Annotated in this window: 16 protein-coding genes; 4 read left to right on the forward strand and 12 right to left on the reverse strand. The window is 41.0% G+C overall.

Annotation, left to right across the window (positions count from 1 at the left end):
* Positions 1–449 precede the first annotated feature (449 nt).
* Positions 450–1,307: a tetratricopeptide repeat protein gene (locus J3455_RS14985; RefSeq protein ID WP_239977721.1), complete on the reverse strand. Its 858-nt coding sequence runs from the start codon at positions 1,305–1,307 to the stop codon at positions 450–452.
* An 83-nt stretch (positions 1,308–1,390) separates the two neighbouring features.
* Between J3455_RS14985 and J3455_RS14990 the strand changes: the two genes are divergently transcribed.
* Positions 1,391–2,704 (forward strand): M20 metallopeptidase family protein, encoded by a 1,314-nt coding sequence (locus J3455_RS14990; RefSeq protein WP_130049547.1) that lies wholly within the window; start codon positions 1,391–1,393, stop codon positions 2,702–2,704.
* A 1-nt stretch (position 2,705) separates the two neighbouring features.
* Here J3455_RS14990 and J3455_RS14995 read toward each other — a convergent pair whose 3' ends face one another.
* The 4 genes from J3455_RS14995 to pomA all read right to left on the reverse strand — a co-directional run bounded on the left by J3455_RS14995 (position 2,706) and on the right by pomA (position 6,988).
* Positions 2,706–4,616, reverse strand: a complete 1,911-nt coding sequence (locus tag J3455_RS14995; protein ID WP_349561995.1) for a DNA topoisomerase III — start codon at positions 4,614–4,616, stop codon at positions 2,706–2,708.
* A 65-nt stretch (positions 4,617–4,681) separates the two neighbouring features.
* On the reverse strand, positions 4,682–5,158 hold the full coding sequence (locus J3455_RS15000) for a hypothetical protein (protein WP_130049549.1): 477 nt from the start codon (positions 5,156–5,158) through the stop codon (positions 4,682–4,684).
* A 135-nt stretch (positions 5,159–5,293) separates the two neighbouring features.
* A complete protein-coding gene (locus tag J3455_RS15005) occupies positions 5,294–6,217 on the reverse strand; it encodes a flagellar motor protein MotB (RefSeq protein WP_054562656.1) in 924 nt (307 codons plus the stop codon).
* Positions 6,218–6,220: 3 nt separating this feature from the next.
* Positions 6,221–6,988, reverse strand: coding sequence for a flagellar motor protein PomA (gene pomA, locus J3455_RS15010; RefSeq protein WP_054552564.1), 768 nt, complete (start codon positions 6,986–6,988; stop codon positions 6,221–6,223).
* Between the two features lie 272 nt (positions 6,989–7,260).
* On the opposite strand from pomA, the gene xseB reads away from it, so the two are divergent.
* From xseB to dxs, 3 genes are all read left to right on the forward strand, one after another.
* Positions 7,261–7,503 (forward strand): exodeoxyribonuclease VII small subunit, encoded by a 243-nt coding sequence (gene xseB, locus J3455_RS15015; protein ID WP_054552565.1) that lies wholly within the window; start codon positions 7,261–7,263, stop codon positions 7,501–7,503.
* Between the two features lie 4 nt (positions 7,504–7,507).
* The gene (gene ispA, locus J3455_RS15020) at positions 7,508–8,395 is read left to right on the forward strand and encodes a (2E,6E)-farnesyl diphosphate synthase (RefSeq protein WP_130049550.1); all 888 of its coding nucleotides are present in this window, start codon (positions 7,508–7,510) and stop codon (positions 8,393–8,395) included.
* Between the two features lie 89 nt (positions 8,396–8,484).
* Positions 8,485–10,347 (forward strand): 1-deoxy-D-xylulose-5-phosphate synthase, encoded by a 1,863-nt coding sequence (gene dxs / locus J3455_RS15025; RefSeq protein WP_130049551.1) that lies wholly within the window; start codon positions 8,485–8,487, stop codon positions 10,345–10,347.
* A gap of 223 nt (positions 10,348–10,570) precedes the next feature.
* On the opposite strand, the gene J3455_RS15030 is transcribed toward dxs, so the two are convergent.
* From J3455_RS15030 to J3455_RS15060, 7 genes are all read right to left on the reverse strand, one after another.
* Positions 10,571–13,657, reverse strand: coding sequence for a ligand-binding sensor domain-containing diguanylate cyclase (locus J3455_RS15030; RefSeq protein WP_130049552.1), 3,087 nt, complete (start codon positions 13,655–13,657; stop codon positions 10,571–10,573).
* A gap of 33 nt (positions 13,658–13,690) precedes the next feature.
* Positions 13,691–14,176, reverse strand: a complete 486-nt coding sequence (locus J3455_RS15035) for a phosphatidylglycerophosphatase A family protein (protein WP_130049553.1) — start codon at positions 14,174–14,176, stop codon at positions 13,691–13,693.
* Positions 14,173–15,147, reverse strand: coding sequence for a thiamine-phosphate kinase (thiL, locus tag J3455_RS15040; RefSeq protein ID WP_130049554.1), 975 nt, complete (start codon positions 15,145–15,147; stop codon positions 14,173–14,175). The genes J3455_RS15035 and thiL overlap by 4 nt, the downstream gene beginning before the upstream one ends.
* Positions 15,148–15,192: 45 nt before the next feature.
* Complete coding sequence (gene nusB, locus J3455_RS15045; protein ID WP_054552571.1) at positions 15,193–15,603, reverse strand: transcription antitermination factor NusB; 411 nt, start codon at positions 15,601–15,603, stop codon at positions 15,193–15,195.
* A 15-nt stretch (positions 15,604–15,618) separates the two neighbouring features.
* Positions 15,619–16,083, reverse strand: a complete 465-nt coding sequence (gene ribH / locus J3455_RS15050) for a 6,7-dimethyl-8-ribityllumazine synthase (RefSeq protein WP_054562661.1) — start codon at positions 16,081–16,083, stop codon at positions 15,619–15,621.
* 115 nt (positions 16,084–16,198) lie between these two features.
* Positions 16,199–17,314 (reverse strand): bifunctional 3,4-dihydroxy-2-butanone-4-phosphate synthase/GTP cyclohydrolase II, encoded by a 1,116-nt coding sequence (ribBA, locus tag J3455_RS15055; RefSeq protein ID WP_130049555.1) that lies wholly within the window; start codon positions 17,312–17,314, stop codon positions 16,199–16,201.
* A gap of 41 nt (positions 17,315–17,355) precedes the next feature.
* Entirely contained in the window at positions 17,356–18,009 is a 654-nt protein-coding gene (locus J3455_RS15060; protein ID WP_349561996.1) for a riboflavin synthase, read from the reverse strand.
* Positions 18,010–18,012 lie beyond the last annotated feature (3 nt).

The following is an 18,012-nucleotide window of genomic DNA, read 5'->3' on the forward strand; positions in this document are numbered from 1 at the left end:
ACTCAATCTGTACGAGTGCCCACACAGATGATTGCTTTATATTGTTAAAGAACGTTGCGACGTTGTCGCTAGGGATGCGTATAATACATCCTTAATTTTTCGAGTCAACACTTAATTTTAAACTTTCTTTTTAGACCGTTTTAAACCGAAGTTTCACTTAACTCTCTGCTACGTTGTTCAGCGTCTTTCGTTGCTGCCCGCCGTGTCAGTGGATGCGCATTATAGGGATGCGAAGAATTAACGCAAGCACTTTTTGTAGAAAACTACTAAAAACTTACCTTTCGCGCAAAAAACAAGCTAAAGGCAGTAAAAAACACAGTTTACTGTACAAAATACAGCCAACTTTTCTCGAGAGGATCTTAAGTATTATCGATATTAGGTAATACGCAAGTTTTTAAATAAAAAAAGCGCCACTATTTTTAATGGCGCCTTTATCAATCAACTCTGAATTAGTACAAGATACTATATAACTTACGGCGATACTTAGATGCCAAGGCATCACCATCAGGTAATGAAGCGATAATTTCTAGATAGGTTGGTTTTGCATCTGCGTAGTTAAGATCTTTTTTAAGTACATTAAATAACATCTCTAAAGCTTCTTCTTTACGGCCCGCACTATTAAGAGCATTACTTAGTTCTACTTTTATCTCTAAATCATTTGGATATTTTTCAACTTTATCTTGCAGTGCTTTTATTTCTGGTGAATCTGTTGCAGCTAATGCTTGTTCACACTTTGCTTGAATATTTGTGAAATACGCATCACGTTCACTTTCTGCAACCGAATCTAATAATGCTTGTGCATCTTCCAATTTATGAATTTGAATGCAGATATCAGCTAAAACTAACTTTACACGCGTATGGTTTGGATCAAGCTCATAAGCCTGCTTTGCATAGTTAAAAGCATTGTTTAAGTCTTGATTAATTAACGCTTGCTTAGCCTGCTCTAGTAATAACTCGTGTTGAGCTGGTAAATGTTTGGCTAGCGCATCGCGAATTTGCTGCTCTGTTTGAGCGCCAGGTAACATATCTACAGGCGCTGAATCTTTTAACATCACAAGTGTAGGTAATGCTTGTAAACCGATTTGCTGTGCAAGTTGTCCTGCAAGTGCCTGCTCAACATCACAATCTAATGTTGCTACTAATAAATGCTCACCATATTCATGTGCGATTTTTTCTAAAATAGCAGCTTGCTGATGACACTCTGGGTTTTGCGAAGAGTAAAAAGTAAGTAATACTAATTTTTCAGCGGACGTTTCACCCAATGCTTGCTGCAAATTTTGCTGGGTAAGTTTTATCATATTATTCATTTGATCGATTGCACTATATAAGTATTTAGGTTTTTATATAGTGGCAAACATAACAATTACAAGCCCCACGGGTCGAGGTCATTATGAAATTATCTACTATTTCTGCAGCTTTGTTACTTCTTAGTCCATTCGCGCAAGCAATAACACTAGATTTAAACCTTCAAAAAACCATGCCTGAGATTGAAAAGCTTTATTTAGATTTACATCAATCTCCTGAGCTGTCTTACCACGAAAAACAAACAGGCCAGAAGCTAGCAAAAAAATTAAAGCAACTAGGCTTTACTGTTACAGATAACGTGGGTGGTTTTGGCGTTGTTGGGATTTATAAAAACGGTGATGGCCCAACAGTCATGATCCGCACTGATACTGATGGATTACCAATTGTTGAGCAAACTGGTAAACCCTATGCCTCTAAAGTTACTGTAACAAATGATGCTGGTGCAACCGTTGGCGTAATGCATGGTTGTGGTCATGATATTCACATGAGTTCATTTATTGGCACAGCTCAACAGTTAATGACACATAAAGATCAGTGGCAAGGTACTTTAATGATGGTCGCACAACCAGCAGAGGAAGTAGGTGGTGGTGCAAAAGCCATGCTTAAAGAAGGGCTTTTTACTAAGTACCCTACTCCAGATCATGTTATTGGGTTACATGTAAGTGCCAGTGTTCCTGCTGGTAAAGTCAGTATGAAAACAGAATATACGATGGCTAGTGTTGACTCTGTTGATATTACTGTAAAAGGTAAAGGGGGTCACGGTGCCTATCCACACACAACAATAGATCCAGTTGTGATTGCTTCACGTATTGTGTTGGCACTACAAACAATTACTAGTCGCGAATTGTCACCACTAGAGCCATCAGTGATCACGGTAGGCTCAATTCACGGTGGCTCCAAACACAATGTCATTTCAGATGAAGTAAAACTACAACTTACACTGCGCAGTTATAACCCTGAAGTTCGCTTACAACAAATTGCAGCGATCAAACGAATTTCGAAAGGCATCGCATTAAGTGCGGGACTTGATAAAAGTTTAGCACCTGAAGTATATGTGCATGAAGATGAGTCAATTCCTTCAACATACAATAATCCAACTCAAACCAACTTAGTACGTTCAGCGATTGCTAATGCGATTGGTGAAGACAATGTACTTGAAACTGAAGCTGTAATGGCTGGTGAAGACTTTGGCCTTTATGGTCGTACAGAACAAAATGTACCAATTACTTTGTTTTGGTTAGGGGGTGTTGAACCTAGTCAATATGATGCTGCAATGCAATCTGGCGCAACATTACCTTCTTTACATTCAAGTAAGTTTGCACCTGATTACAAAAAGGCGCTTCCTACAGGGATAACTGCAATGAGTAATGCCGCGGTTGCCCTATTTAACAAAAAGTAGTTTAGGCTGACCTAGCTCTAGGCTTAGCCTTTCTTTTAAAACGTCGCTTTTGCGGCGTTTTTGGTAATTGGGCAAAAACTTGGCTGTCGCACTGTTTGGCTTGATCAACTAAAGCATGTAACTCAGTCAGTAATGGCGTTAAAAATTGCTGATAACTCATATGCTGTTCAGCTATATTCCCTAATGATGCTTCCCACTTAGCAGTTAAGTCAGGGCTAGCAAGCTGCTCAGGTAAAGTGCCAATAAGCGCTTTACCTGTTGCCGTAGCTAAAATATTTTTACCCTGACGCTCTAAAAAGCGGCGCTTAAATAAAAGCTCGAGAATACCTGCCCGTGTAGCCTCAGTACCTAGTCCATCAGTTTCTTTAAGGATCTTTTTAATCTCAGGGTCTTTCACATAGCGGCTGATGCCTGTCATAGCACTTAATAAGGTAGCATCAGTAAAATGTGCTGGCGGTGTAGTCATTTTGTCTACCACGTCCCCCTGATAACAATGCAGCTGCTGACCTTTTTCAAGAGCAGGTAAGGTTTGCTCATCTTTTAACTCTGTTTTGCCCATTAATGTTTTGAAGCCTAAGCTAACATCTTGCTTAGCAGCGGCTTTAAAAAGTCCACCAGCAATCTCGACTGTTACTTTGGTTTCGTTAAAGACATAGTCAGAATAAAACTGGATTAAATAATGACGACAGATCAACCGATAGATTTTTTGTTCATCACTATTTAATGATGCTGAGCGAAGTTGTTTTTCGGTAGGAACAATAGCGTGGTGTGCCGCAACTTTGCTGTCATTAAAACATTTACTCCGCTTGCTGGTGTCAGCTTGCTTGCAAGCTTCACTTGCTTGGCCTTCATTATTAGCAATAGCAGCAATAATACTCGCTGCATCTTTATGATGCTCTTTTGGTAAATAGCGATTATCTGAACGAGGATAAGTAATTAACTTATGACGCTCATACAAGCTTTGGCAGGTATCTAACACCTTTTGCGCAGGCATTGAAAACGCTTTTGCCGCATCGATTTGTAAAGCTGATAAATTATAAGGTAACGGTGCTTGTTGTTTTTTTTGTTTTTGCTCAAGGTCAACCACTTTAGCTGGTTGATTAGTTATACGTGATACAACATTTTCAGCAAGCCCTCTATGTAATACTCTCCCCTCCTCATCTTGATAAGGTTCGCATGCTTTACTTGGTTGCCACTTAGCTGAAAATGTTTGCTGCTGCTCAGTTTCAAGATGAGCTAATACTTCGTAAAAAGGTTTCGCTACAAAGTTAGCTATTTCATTATCACGATTTACAACAAGACCTAAAATAGGTGTTTGAACACGACCTACAGATAACACATTACCAAACCCTGCTTTTTGCCCAGCAAGCGTATAAGCCCGAGTTAAATTCATGCCAAATAACCAATCAGCACGTGAGCGAGCTAATGCAGACACACTCAAGGGAATAAAATCGCGATTCGACTTTAAATTATTAAGTGCTTTTTTAACTGCACTTAAGTTTAAATCGCTTATTAATAGTCGTTGAATTTGCTGTTTTTTGGCTTTGCTCAGTTTGACCTGCTCGATCACTTCATCAACCAATAGCTGGCCTTCGCGATCAGGGTCGCCAGCATGAACGATTACGCTTGCCTGCTTAATAAGCTTTTTTAATACGGTGAGTTGTTTACGTGTTTTTGCTTTAGGTTTTAATTGCCATTGCTCAGGCACAATAGGTAAATGCTCGAATCGCCACTTTTTAAAACTTGTGTCGTAATCATCTGGCTCGGCTTGTTCAAGTAAATGCCCTATACACCAAGAGACGCAATCACCATTACCAAGCTCTATATAACCATCCTGTTTTTTATGAGGTTTAGGCAGTGCATCCGCAATGGCTCGCGCCAATGACGGTTTTTCGGCAATGTAAAGTTTCATAACGCAACACTAATACTGTTTTTATAAACAGTATTCTAGCACAGGAATTTTAACTTAGGAATGGCTTACGCCTGCTGCCGGCGTCGGGTGAAAAGGTAAATAAGAGGTAGATAACACACAACCACTGTACCAACATTGATTAAAGGTAACAGGGTTTTATACATATAGGTGCTGTACGATAAGTCCCAAAGATGACGATCGACTAAACGAAACAACTGTAATATGGGAGCCATTATAACGACCAGTTGCCCTAAAGCACTTTGCCATAAATAGACTTTGTCTTTAATCCCCAAGTAGGCAATTAAGGCCATCCAAGCAATATCATTAAAAGCCCACACAACATAGCGCCACACATAAATATCATCAAATGCTTTTAGAGCAGAATAAATAAGAGTTCCGAACAAGAAGAAGGCTGCCGTGATAACAGCAAAGTAAAGTGCGGGCCAATCTTTACGAAGATAAAATACAAAAATAGCCGGGCTCAGAATGAACACCCAGCTATGATCTAATGTCACAATGACAGAATCAATCCAATGAGGCAAAGTTACTCACCTTGCGTTTTACCATCATCATTGTCATCGCCACCGCCGCCATTACCTGGCATATAGCTGTACTTATCAACTTTTTTCATTTTTATACTCCATTACATGTGTTAATGAAGTTTCACTTTAATTGATTTATTGTCTTACATCAATAGGGTCAGATTCGTGAGCTTTACCTTGCATGATAGATATTTCGACACGACGATTCCGCTTGCGATCTTCATCAGTCACATTCGGTACAAGAGGCCTAGTTTCTGCGTGACCTACAACCATCATACGAGATTTATCAAAACCAGGGGCTTTTTCCATTTCGCTTGCAACGGCAACTGCACGTTTTGAAGATAAATCCCAATTATTAGTATAAAGCTCATTTGATACTTGGAAGTCGTCAGTATGTCCTGACACGGTTATTTCACCCGGCACATCTTTTAATAGTGTCGCAATATCACGAATAATAGGCTTAAACTTAGGCTGTAAAAAGGCACTGCCTGATGGGAATGAGCCATTCTCACGGATGCGAATAATAATTTGTTGACCTAATGACTCAAGTTCAATCGCACCATCCATAATTTGCTGTTCAAGCTGCTGGGCAATTTTCTTCACAAGCTCATTAGTCTGTTCTTGGTCAGCCGCAGAAATTGACTGCTCCAATGCTTGTTGCTGAGCCGTACTTTGCGATTCACCACCACGCTTATTACCACGTTGCTCTTGACGACCACCGGCAGAGCTTTCATCACCAGCTTGAAACTCAAGCATTTGCTGAGTCATTTCTACAGTTTGTTGTTGAATCGTTTCGATAGGGGTAGGTTCAGGTTTACCAGGGGTAAACTCCATTGCTATTACCGAGGTCCCTTTTGGAATATCTTTTACTTCAATTTTGTTTTGCACACCAAATGCAAACTTCATTGAACCAGCAATTTGCTTAAACTTCAGTACATCCATTTCCGAGAAAGCAAGTAAGAGTACAAAGAAGCACATTAATAATGACATTAAATCTGCGAAGGTTCCCATCCAGGCTGGTAAACCTGGTGGTGGACATTTGCACTCTTGATCGGACATGCCCTACTCCTCGGTATCAACTTTACGTTTTGATTCAGCTAGGTAATTTTTCAATATACCTTCAATGACTTTCGGATTTTGGCCATCTTGAATACCTAGTACTGCATCGAGAATTAAGCGTTGGTTAAGAGCTTCTTCATCTTTACGTAGTTCTAGCTTTACCTGAATAGGAATTGCTACAACGTTTGCTAAGAAAGCACCATATAATGTTGTTAAAAGTGCAACCGCCATCGCAGGACCGATTGCTTTCGGGTCATCCATGTTTGATAGCATAGCAACCAGACCTATTAGCGTACCGATCATACCCATCGCAGGGGCAATATCAGCAAGTGACTTGAATAAGCCTGCGCCAAGTTCATGACGATTAGCGGTGAGAGAAATATCTTTTTGCAGAGTGGCACGAACAACATCAGCATCATGACCATCCACTAACATATCCACCCCTTTACGCATAAAACCGTTGGGGATTTCGGCTTCTTCTAATGCTAGAAAACCACCTTTACGTGCTGAGTCAGCTAATTCTACTGCTTTTTCAATTAATTCTTCTGGAGATTCGATTTTGAACATAAAGGCTTTAGCAGCCACTTTACCTATGCCCAAAAATTGCCCCATGGTGAAATTCGATAACACGATAAAAATCGAACCACCAAATACAATGACCACCGAAGGCGTGTTGTAAAACATTGCAACTTGGCCGTCACTACTTAACACCATCGACATAGCAATTAAGCCTATGGCACCAAGAATACCTATTATGGTTGCTAAATCCACATACCCCTCCAGAGGAACAATTACACGACACCCTCAGGCATCAAATTTTTATTATTAACTGCTTATCGGCAAGCAATTGAAATACTTAAATCATTAAATGAATTAATTATATTTTAATGTAAGATTTTTAAGCTACAAGTTTAAGCTGTATGTAAAAGCGTAAAAATAACATATTGAAAATGGATTATGCGTAAAAAAACACATCATTCTTTGACCTAGTTTAGCATTCCCCCTAAAATTGGCCTCACTTTCTAACAGCTATCGAGGCCACAATGGCAACAAAGAAACCAGAAAACTTAAGCTTTGAAGAAGCGCTGGATGAATTATCTCAAATAGTTGCACAAATGGAGCAAGGTGAATTGTCTTTAGAACAATCACTAAAACAATTTGAACGTGGTATTGCGCTGGCGAATGCTTCATCTGGTAAGTTGCAACAAGCCGAACAAAAAGTTGCCATCTTAATGGGTAACGATAGCCAAGCTCCTCTTAGCAATTTTGATTCAAACTTGGACTAATTAAGTGCAACTAAAAGAACAATTACAACGCGCTCGAGAAGACGTTGAGGCACATTTAAATCGCTATTTCGCACAGCCACTTAATACCGAAAAGAACATTAAAGAAGCTACTCATTATGGTGTTTTAAATGGTGGTAAGCGCTTACGTCCTTACCTTGTATATGCGACGGGCCGAATGATGGGTGCTAACAAGGCCGATCTCGATATTCTTGCTGCTGCCATTGAATGTATTCATAGCTACTCATTAGTCCATGATGACCTACCTGCAATGGATGACGATGACTTAAGACGTGGTCGTCCCACCTGTCATATTGTCTATGGTGAAGCGCAAGCAATACTCGCTGGTGATGCATTACAAACACTAGCATTTGATTTAATCGCCAACCACCGATTTTCAGTTCCTGCGAGCCAGCAGGTAAAAATGATAGCCTCGTTAAGCAAAGCCTCAGGTATTGAAGGTATGGTAGGTGGACAGGCACTGGATATAGAAGCGACTGATAAAGAAATTAGCGTGTCTCAGCTAGAGCGTATTCATCAGTTAAAAACGGGCGCCTTACTTAACTGTGCAATTACACTTGGTGCATTAAGTGCTAATAGCTGCGATGAGCATACTCTAAAGCAGTTGAACTTATTCGGCCAAGCAATAGGTCTGGCTTTTCAGGTACAAGACGATATCCTAGATGTAGAAGCTGATACTGAAACATTAGGTAAGCCACAAGGTTCAGATATTGCCGCCAATAAAGCAACTTACCCTGCTTTATTGGGAATGGCAGGTGCAAAGCAAAAAGCACAAGACTTACTAGCTCAAGCTCATCAAGCTCTTGAGGCAATTGATTACGACACCAGCGAACTGGCAAGCCTTGCTAGCTATATCGTTGAACGTAATTATTAATGCCTAAAAAAGAAAGACAAAATAACTAAAAAATCAGAGCAGCAATGGGCTATAATGCACTCTGGTTAGCGAAGGATGTATATAAAATCATGACACTTGATAGTAGCAAGTATCCATTATTAAGTTTGGTTGACGAACCAGCACAACTGCGTGATTTAGCGCAAGACAAGTTACCTGCGTTTAGTAAAGAGTTACGCGAATACCTACTTAACTCAGTTTCGCAAAGTAGTGGTCATTTAGCATCAGGTTTAGGCACTGTTGAACTAACGGTTGCGCTTCATTATGTTTATAACACGCCTGAAGATCGTTTAGTATGGGACGTGGGTCATCAAGCATACCCACACAAAATCTTAACTGGTCGTCGTGACCAAATGCATACTATTCGTCAAAAAGACGGCTTACACCCTTTCCCATTCCGTGAAGAAAGCCCTTACGACACCTTCAGTGTAGGTCATTCGAGCACTTCAATTTCGGCTGCACTAGGTATGGCCATTGCTGCTGAAAAAGAAGGTAAAGATCGTAAAACAGTTGCTGTTATTGGCGATGGTGCGATTACTGCAGGTATGGCATTTGAAGCGATGAACCACATGGGTGATGTAAACCCTAATGTGCTAATTATCTTAAATGATAATGAAATGTCGATCTCTGAAAACGTGGGTGCACTAAACAATCACTTTGCACGTATTTTGTCTGGTAGCTTCTACACCAATATTCGTGAAGGTAGCAAAAAACTTCTTTCAGGCTTACCACCTGTGAAAGAGCTTGCCAGCCGAATGGAAGAACATTTAAAAGGTATGGTCATTCCAGGTACTTTCTTTGAAGAGTTAGGCCTAAATTACATCGGCCCAATCGATGGTCATGATGTTAATATGTTGGTCGATACCTTACGTAACATGCGTAACCTTAAAGGTCCGCAATTACTGCATATCAAAACACAAAAAGGTAAAGGTTATAAACCTGCTGAAGCGGATCCAATTGGCTACCATGGCGTACCAAAATTTGATCCTAGCATGTCTAAATTACCAAAATCAAAACCTGGCGCGGCTACATTTTCTAATGTATTTGGTGACTGGTTATGCGATATGGCAGCACAAGACGACAAGCTGATGGCAATTACCCCAGCGATGCGTGAAGGTTCTGGCATGGTGCGCTTTTCTAAAGAGTACCCTGCGCAATACTTTGATGTAGCTATTGCTGAACAACATGCTGTAACGCTTGCAGCTGGCCTTGCCTGTGAAGGCTTAAAACCTGTTGTTGCTATTTATTCAAGCTTTTTGCAACGCGCTTACGACCAACTTATCCACGATGTGGCATTACAAAACTTACCTGTTTTATTTGCTATTGACCGTGCAGGAATTGTAGGTGCAGATGGTGAAACTCACCAAGGAGCCTATGACTTGAGCTTTATGCGTTGTATTCCTAACATGATTATCATGGCACCAAGCGATACTAATGAGTGTCGCCAAATGTTGTATACAGGTTACCAATGCAATCAACCTGTTGCTGTTCGTTACCCTCGAGGTAGTGCGGGTAATTGTGACGTTGAATCGACAATGAGCGCGATTGAAATTGGTAAAGCGCGTAGCATCAAGCTAGGTAGCAAAGTGGCAATCTTGTCGTTTGGTACGCTATTAGAGAACGCCAAAGTAGTCGCCGATGAACTTAACGCAACAGTGATTGATATGCGCTTTATTAAGCCTCTTGATACTGATGCTATTAGCGAATTACTAGCTAGCCATGATGTGATTGTTACCTTAGAAGACAACGCCATTGCGGGCGGTGCAGGTTCTGCTGTGAATGAGCACCTAGCTGCAATTAAGGCTAACGTGTCTATCTTAAACTTAGGTATTCCAGATGAATTCATTAAGCATGGCACGCAAGATGAAATGCACGCCGAAATGGGCTTAGATGCTAATGGCATCTTAGCTAGCATCAAAGAGTTCATGGCTTAAGCCAAACAGCATTCACAAAAAAGGAGCTTTAAAGCTCCTTTTTTAATACCAATCCGCTTAATTAAGTAGTCTATTTTGAGGCAATTAAACCTCGTTGATAACAAGGCAAAAATTTCGTTATTTAGTTGTTCTAAATGAGAAATTTTTAACGCAGTTAGCGACAGGTTTAATCCCTCAAAATGATTAAGTATTATTGCGGGTTGGTATAATACCAATAGAAACTCTATCGCATCCAAATTTTTATATCGGCTAAGCCATTAGCTTGTAATGCACTGAGCTGCTGATCAACATTATTGCTTTGCTCGAACTCAAAGGCATCTAATTGCTCATCAAAGGTAATGTTTGCAACACCATCACCACCACGCTTTTTAACTTGATGTAATGCGATATCAGCAAGATTGACTGAAGTTTCCCAACCAATAACTTGTCCACCCAATAAAGGTAATGGGTAGAAAGACCAGCCAATCGACGCAGTAATGGTGGTTGACTCACCATTTGGTAATCTAAATGGATTTGCTGCAATCGCTTCACATAAATCAGCAACATAATTGTCTATCGCTGTACGTTTGAAATCACGTAGTAAGAGTAAAAACTCATCACCACTCCAACGTGCGACATAGTCAGAACCTTGTGTACGGCTATTAAGTAAGGTTGCCATTTGCTGTAAACAGCTATCGCCTGCAAGTGGCCCATAAGCATCATTAATTCGGCTAAAGTTATCAAAGTTAATGATCAACAATACCAATGATTTACCCTGCGCTTGTAATGACTGCGAGTTTCGCTGGAAGTGCTCGATATCTTTTGGTAGTTGATCAAACAAGAAACGGCGGCTACGTAATCCAGTAAGCTCATCAGAATGGCTAACTAACTTAAGCTGTGAATTTACTTGATTAAGCTTATCGTTGGCTTCACGAAGCTCAACAGTTCGTTCTGTTACTAAGCTCTCAAGAGCTAATTGTTTACGTTTCTCTTGCGCTCTAAATACCCAGAAAACAAGATAAAACAATAAAATAAAACTGCTGGTGATCAAAAGTCTGAAATAGATAGTCTCGTCAAAGCGACGCGGCACCACAAAACTATACTCAGTACGACGTGCTTTTTGCCAATCTTCACCACGGCGTTTTGCTTCAAGCTGGAATAAAAAAGAACCCGGCGGTAAGTTGGTATAAATTGCCTCACGACGAGTATTAGCATAACGCCAGTCACTGTCCAAGCCACTTAAGCGGTAACGGAACTCAATACTTGAAGGGGCATAATAATCAATCGCAGTATATTTTAATGTCACATCACGCTCATCAATTTGCAGCTCAGGTTTATTACCTAAGGTTGCAGTACTTAAATGACGAAGCGGCGTGATCAGGCTTTCAATACGAGGTTTCAGAGCTTGCACACCAAAGAGCTCAACACTCTTTGGAATTTCAACAACACCTTGTAGGCTTGGGTACCAAATAGAGTTACCTGTATCTGCCACAGCATCATGGCCAAGACCGGCACAACATTGACTAGCTTTACCATCGAGCTGACGGTCAAACGATGAGATCACTTGTTCTACTTTTAAGCTCTCAATGTCAGTACCAAACTGCTCTACCGGCATGCGATATACGCCTTTCATGGTACTTACCCAAATACGCTTTAACTGCTTATCGTAAACGAGACTAAAAATAGACCCATACGGTAGACCATCGGTCGCATCTAACTGACGCCACTGACCTTTGGTACTGCGATAAAATAGACCATCGTTAAGTGAGCCTATTAATATCCCCACCCCTTCAATATTTAAAATACTGGTGACGTAAGCACTTTCTAAACTAGTTTGGTCGCCAATTTTCTCAATACCTCGGTCGGTAAAGTAATAAGCCCCTTTACTGGTACCAATTAAGCCAAAGTTTTGCTCATCAAGAACATAGGTTATAAATTTACTGCTTAAGAATGCATTGTAAGCAAATGGTGTTAAACCACCATAACTTAAGCGATACATACCTCGGCCAGTACCAAGCCAAAAACCGCCTTTGCTAGAACGGCTAATTGCGAATACAGGGTTATCTCGTAGCGCTCGCCCAGGGACTGTATATAAGTTTTGGTTTTCGTAATAAAACACACCGCGACCAGTTGCGATGTACAAACGGTCACCATCAAATTGTAAGTCGTGCACCGCAGCTCGACCAAATTGATTACTCGGAATTTGATTTACAAAATTTTTGTTATAATCGAAGTAGCCAACACCACTTCGATTGGCCACCCATAATTTGCCATCAGGTGCTTGGCTAATAGCCATCACCGCTTCTGTCATATTTGAAATAGCAGAGTGACGTTCAATACGCCCCTCATGAGCAAGCCATAAACCTTCACTGAAGCTTGCCAGCCAAATATTATTTTGATTATCACGAAAGATATCAGCAAACCAAATACTCTGATCTAGCTGACTTGGCTCAACCCATTGCCAATCACCTGAGTTATCACGAAATAACAGCCTGCCATAGGTCGAAATCCATAACGCCCCATCAGAGTCACTCATAAACTTATAAACAGCAGAGTTACTCGCATTTGGAAGTGGGAATGGACGCAGCTCATCATCTAAATCAAGAAAATAAGCACCTAGCTCTGAGGCTAGGTATAAGTTACCTTCAAGCCAAGCCATATCATGAATAATGGTTTGTGCTAATCGTTCAGGTAATGACACTTTTGCAGTGAGTTCTAATCGTAATTTTGCAAAGTCAGAAGAGGTATTAGTTAAGCGCAGTAAGTGACGCTCATTAACCAGCCAAATACCTTCTGGCGACAAAGCCATTTGACTCACTGAACCAACAATTTGCGTAATTGCAGTGGCATTAGATACCGGTACGATTAACGCTGAGTTTTGATTTAGTGTGACTTGATTTCGAGCAACATAATAAAGGCCGTTCGCGGCAATCCAGATACTACCTTTGGAGTCTTCAAGAATATCCCGCACAGGGCCTTTGACGTTAAAGGTTTGCGACATCATAGTTTTAGGATCAAGTGTCACCAAGCCATTTTTGGTACCTACCCAAAGTAATCCAGTGCTATCAACCAATAACTTATTAATACCGTTACTTGGCAGGAAGTCGCTATTTTGCGTATTGAAGTTGGTGAAAGTATTACCATCAAATCGGCTTAATCCAAACTGTGTGCCTAGCCACATATAGCCTTGCTCATCTTGAGCAATACTTTTTAAAGATTGTGATGGCAAGCCATTTTGGATGTTCCACTGTTTAACGACATAGTCAGTAATAGATGCAAACACAGGCATGCTGCAAAGCATCAACAAACAGACAACTAGAAATCGCATCATATACTTGCCACCAAGTAACACTTAACTCATCGTTTAAAAAGGCAAATAGCCAGCTTTAAACAAGGCTTGAACACAAATTAATGAAAATATACCTGCTAAAATATCATCAGCCATGATGCCCAAGCCACCGTGTAAACGTCTATCGAGAATTCTGATAGGACCTGGTTTAGCGATATCAAAAAAACGAAACAACAAAAAACCAACCAACAGTGACTGCCAATTCAGTGCAGCACCAATCATGGTGATATAATAACCAGCAACTTCATCCCAAACAATGGCAGGATGATCGTGTACCCCTAAGTCATCTGCCGTTTTACCACATGCCCAAATACCAAATACGCTGATCACGATTGCAAACACAATCTGTAACCATAGCGGGAAGTACATTGTGGTAAAAATAAACGGCAATGCAGCAAAGGTACCAAAGGTGCCTGGAGCTTTAGGCGCAAGGCCTAAGCCAAAACCCAAACCAAAAAATTGGTGTGGGCGTTTTAAATTGAATAAACGGTTATTGCTCAAACCGGCTCCTTCGTGAAGTGCTGAAAACCCTTGCCTTGATAGTTAAATTTTTCACCATCAAGTAATAGTTCAATGTCACTTTCGCCACTTTTAATTTGCCCAACACAACTTGCTTCAACACCATATTGGCGCAACTTCATATCAACCATGCTTTTATTACTTTCAGGCACAGTAAACAGCAACTCATAATCGTCACCGTAATTTAAGATATAATCAAACTGCTCTGCACGTGGAATTGAAGAGTTTAGTGCATCAGAGACTGGCACTTTATCGACATTGATCACAGCACTGACTTGCGATAGCGCTAAAATATGTCCTAAATCAGCTAATAAGCCATCAGATATATCAATCGCTGCAGAGGCTGCACCTCGTAACACCTGCCCCGCTGCAACACGCGGAGTCGGGTAATCAAAGCGATTATTTAAATAGTTTAAATGTTCAGGGGCAATATCAAGTCCTTGTTTACGAGCTTCAATTGCCACACCAGCATCACCTAATGGGCCTGTTACATAAATCCAATCGCCAACTTTAGCACCACTACGACGTAGTGCTTTGCCTTCAGGTACGATGCCTTTAGCACAAATTGTAATAGTTAAAGGGCCTTGGGTGGTATCACCGCCAATGATCTGCACATTGAAGTACTCTGCAATTTCATGCATACCTTCGGTGAACTCTTCAAGCCATTCTATGTTTACTTCTGGCAAAGTTAAGCCAACCGAAATCCACGTTGGTTCTGCACCCATAGCCGCCAGATCACTTAAGTTAACAGCTAAAGCTCGATGCCCAAGAGCACGAGGAGAGATGTCATCAAAAAAGTGTACCCCCGCAACTAACGTGTCTGTTGTTACTGCCAATTGGCAGTTTTCAGGCACAGATACCAAGGCACAATCGTCACCAATACCTAGGTTCACATCATGGCGAATAATACCACGGCCTTTAAAGTAACGATTGATTAATTCAAATTCCTTCATACACAAAAAAGCCGGCCCAAGCCGGCTCTCCTTTTACGGTGCTACTTACTTACGCAGTTCTTTCACTGCTTTATCAAGTACACCGTTGACAAACTTATGACTGTCTTCAGCACCAAACATCTTAGCAAGCTCAATGCCTTCATTGATTGCTACTTTGTAAGGTACGTCTTCACGGAATTTCAGCTCATAGCCAGACAGACGTAAAATTGCTTTTTCGACCATGTCTAACTCATCTGCTGGGCGTGCTAAATGTGGCGCAACGATTTCATCTAATTGCTTACAGTTAACAACAACACCGCGTGCTAGGTCTTTGAAATATTCGACGTCGATCTTAGTCACATCATTTTCAATTAACATTTGCTGTTCAATATCAGCAATCGGGTTACCGCTTAACTGCCAAGAGTATACGGCTTGAAGTGCTAAGATACGTGCTTTACGTCTTGCTGCTGGTTTCACAGAGATTCCTTAAACTTAAATTTTGTCTAACACATTAACCATTTCAAGCGCACCTAAAGCAGCTTCGCCGCCTTTATTACCCATTTTGGTACCTGCGCGCTCAATTGCTTGCTCAATGCTTTCAGTGGTTAATACGCCAAATGCAACCGGGATATCATACTCAAGAGATACTTGCGCAAGACCTTTGTTTGATTCGCCAGCGACTAAATCAAAGTGTGGCGTACCACCTCTGATCACTACGCCTAAAGCGATGATTGCATCGTGTTCTTTCTTTGCTGCAACGCGTTTCGCTGCTAAAGGTAATTCAACGGCACCTGGTACGTAAACAACAGTAATGTCGTCTTCAGATACGCCACCTGTGCGCTTAAGCTCATCAACAGCACCTGCTAATAGGCTGCTACCAATAAAGTCATTAAAGCGAGAAATGACAATGGCAAACTTTTTGCCCGGTGCGTATTTGTTACCTTCAATAATTTTCATTTAATAACCCTAAAAAATAAGTTTAAGCGGTTGCGATTGCGCAAAAATTACGGCGCATAATACCACAAAAATATAAAAGTAGCCTAGTAAATCTGTTTTCCAACAATTTGCCTAATTATGACTGCGGCTCAACGTAGTCAACCACTTCTAAGTGGAAACCAGATAACGCATGGTACTTTTTAGGACGGCTCATCAAGCGCATCTTTTCAATACCTAAATCAGCAAGGATCTGTGAACCCACCCCCACAGTACGCGATGTACCTTGGAATTTACGGTGACTAACATTTTCGCCAGCATCTTGTGCAGCAAATGCTTTAACGGTTGCTTCTAGGTCTTCCGTTGATTCTTGCTTACCTAAAATAACCAGTACGCCGTTGTGCTCAGCGATATAAGCCATAGCATCTGATAAGCCCCAGCTACGATCAGCACTTCTATCTGATAATAAGATGTCATTGAAGGTACTTTGTAAGTGAACACGAACTAACGTCGGCTCATCTTTAGATACTTCACCTTTTTGTAGGACATAGTGAAGTTGACCATCAATGGTGTCTTTGTAAGTAACTAAATCAAATTCGCCGTGATCAGTTGGCAATTTACACTTGGCAACACGCTCGATGGTGGTTTCGTTTAGGTTTCTGTATTCGATTAAATCTGCAATAGTGCCAATCTTTAAGTCATGCTCTTTAGCAAATATTTCAAGATCTGGGCGACGTGCCATAGTGCCATCAGCATTTAAGATTTCAACAATCACTGATGAAGGCTCAAGGCCCGCTAAACGCGCTAAATCACAACCCGCTTCGGTATGACCCGCTCGAGTTAGCACGCCACCTGGCTGCGCCATAATAGGAAAGATATGCCCCGGTTGAACAATATCGCTTGGCACGGCACCTTTAGCAATAGCAGCTTGTACTGTACGAGCACGATCAGCTGCAGAAATACCTGTCGTTACGCCTTTCGCCGCTTCAATAGACATGGTGAAGTTAGTCGAAAAAGCAGCACCATTATTTTTAACCATGAGTGGTAACTCTAACTGTTGACAACGCTCTTGTGTCATAGTTAAACAAATTAAACCACGGCCATGCGTTGCCATAAAGTTGATGGCATCTGCACTGATATGCTCTGCTGCGATGATTAAATCGCCTTCATTTTCTCTGTCTTCATCGTCCATTAAAATAACCATTTTACCGGCTTTAATGTCATCGATAATTTCTTGCGCGCTGTGTAAATTCATAATATGCCCATGAGAGTATTATTAATAGTGACTATCTTTGCTTATTTAATAAAGCCAGCTTGTGCTAGCAAGCTCATTGATATGTCTGAACGGGAAGGTTGTTCGGCCCCTTTTATTAGGCGCTCTAAATAGCGAGCAATCTGGTCAACTTCTAAGTTCACCTGAGTACCCACCTGAAATTCTGCAATCGTTGTTTGCTCAGCGGTATGCGGAACAATAGTAAGCTTAAAGCGGTTTTGTTCGACCTCATTGACCGTTAAGCTAATGCCATCAATACATATCGAACCTTTGTACGGAATGTATTTCATTAAATCATTGTCTGTACTTAACCAGTACTCTGTTGCACGGGCATTAGGACTGATACTTTCTACAGTCGCAATACCATCAACATGACCTGATACTAAATGCCCGCCTAGGCGAGAAACGGGTTGCATGGCTTTTTCGAGGTTGACTGTTTGTCCTTTTTTATAATGCGCAAACCCAGTTAAGCTGATTGTTTCGTTAGATAAGTCAGCACTAAAACCATCGCTATGTTTAGCGACAACCGTTAAACACACACCATTAGTGGCAATACTGTCACCGAGCTTGACGTCTTTCATATCCAAATTAGTGCTTTGAATACGAATAGCCAGATCGCCTTGCTTTTGTGTTAGTTCAACAATTTTACCTGTTGCTTCAATAATTCCAGTAAACATAGT

This window comes from Pseudoalteromonas sp. NFXS39 (assembly GCF_040148775.1).
Taxonomy (GTDB): domain Bacteria; phylum Pseudomonadota; class Gammaproteobacteria; order Enterobacterales; family Alteromonadaceae; genus Pseudoalteromonas; species Pseudoalteromonas apostichopi.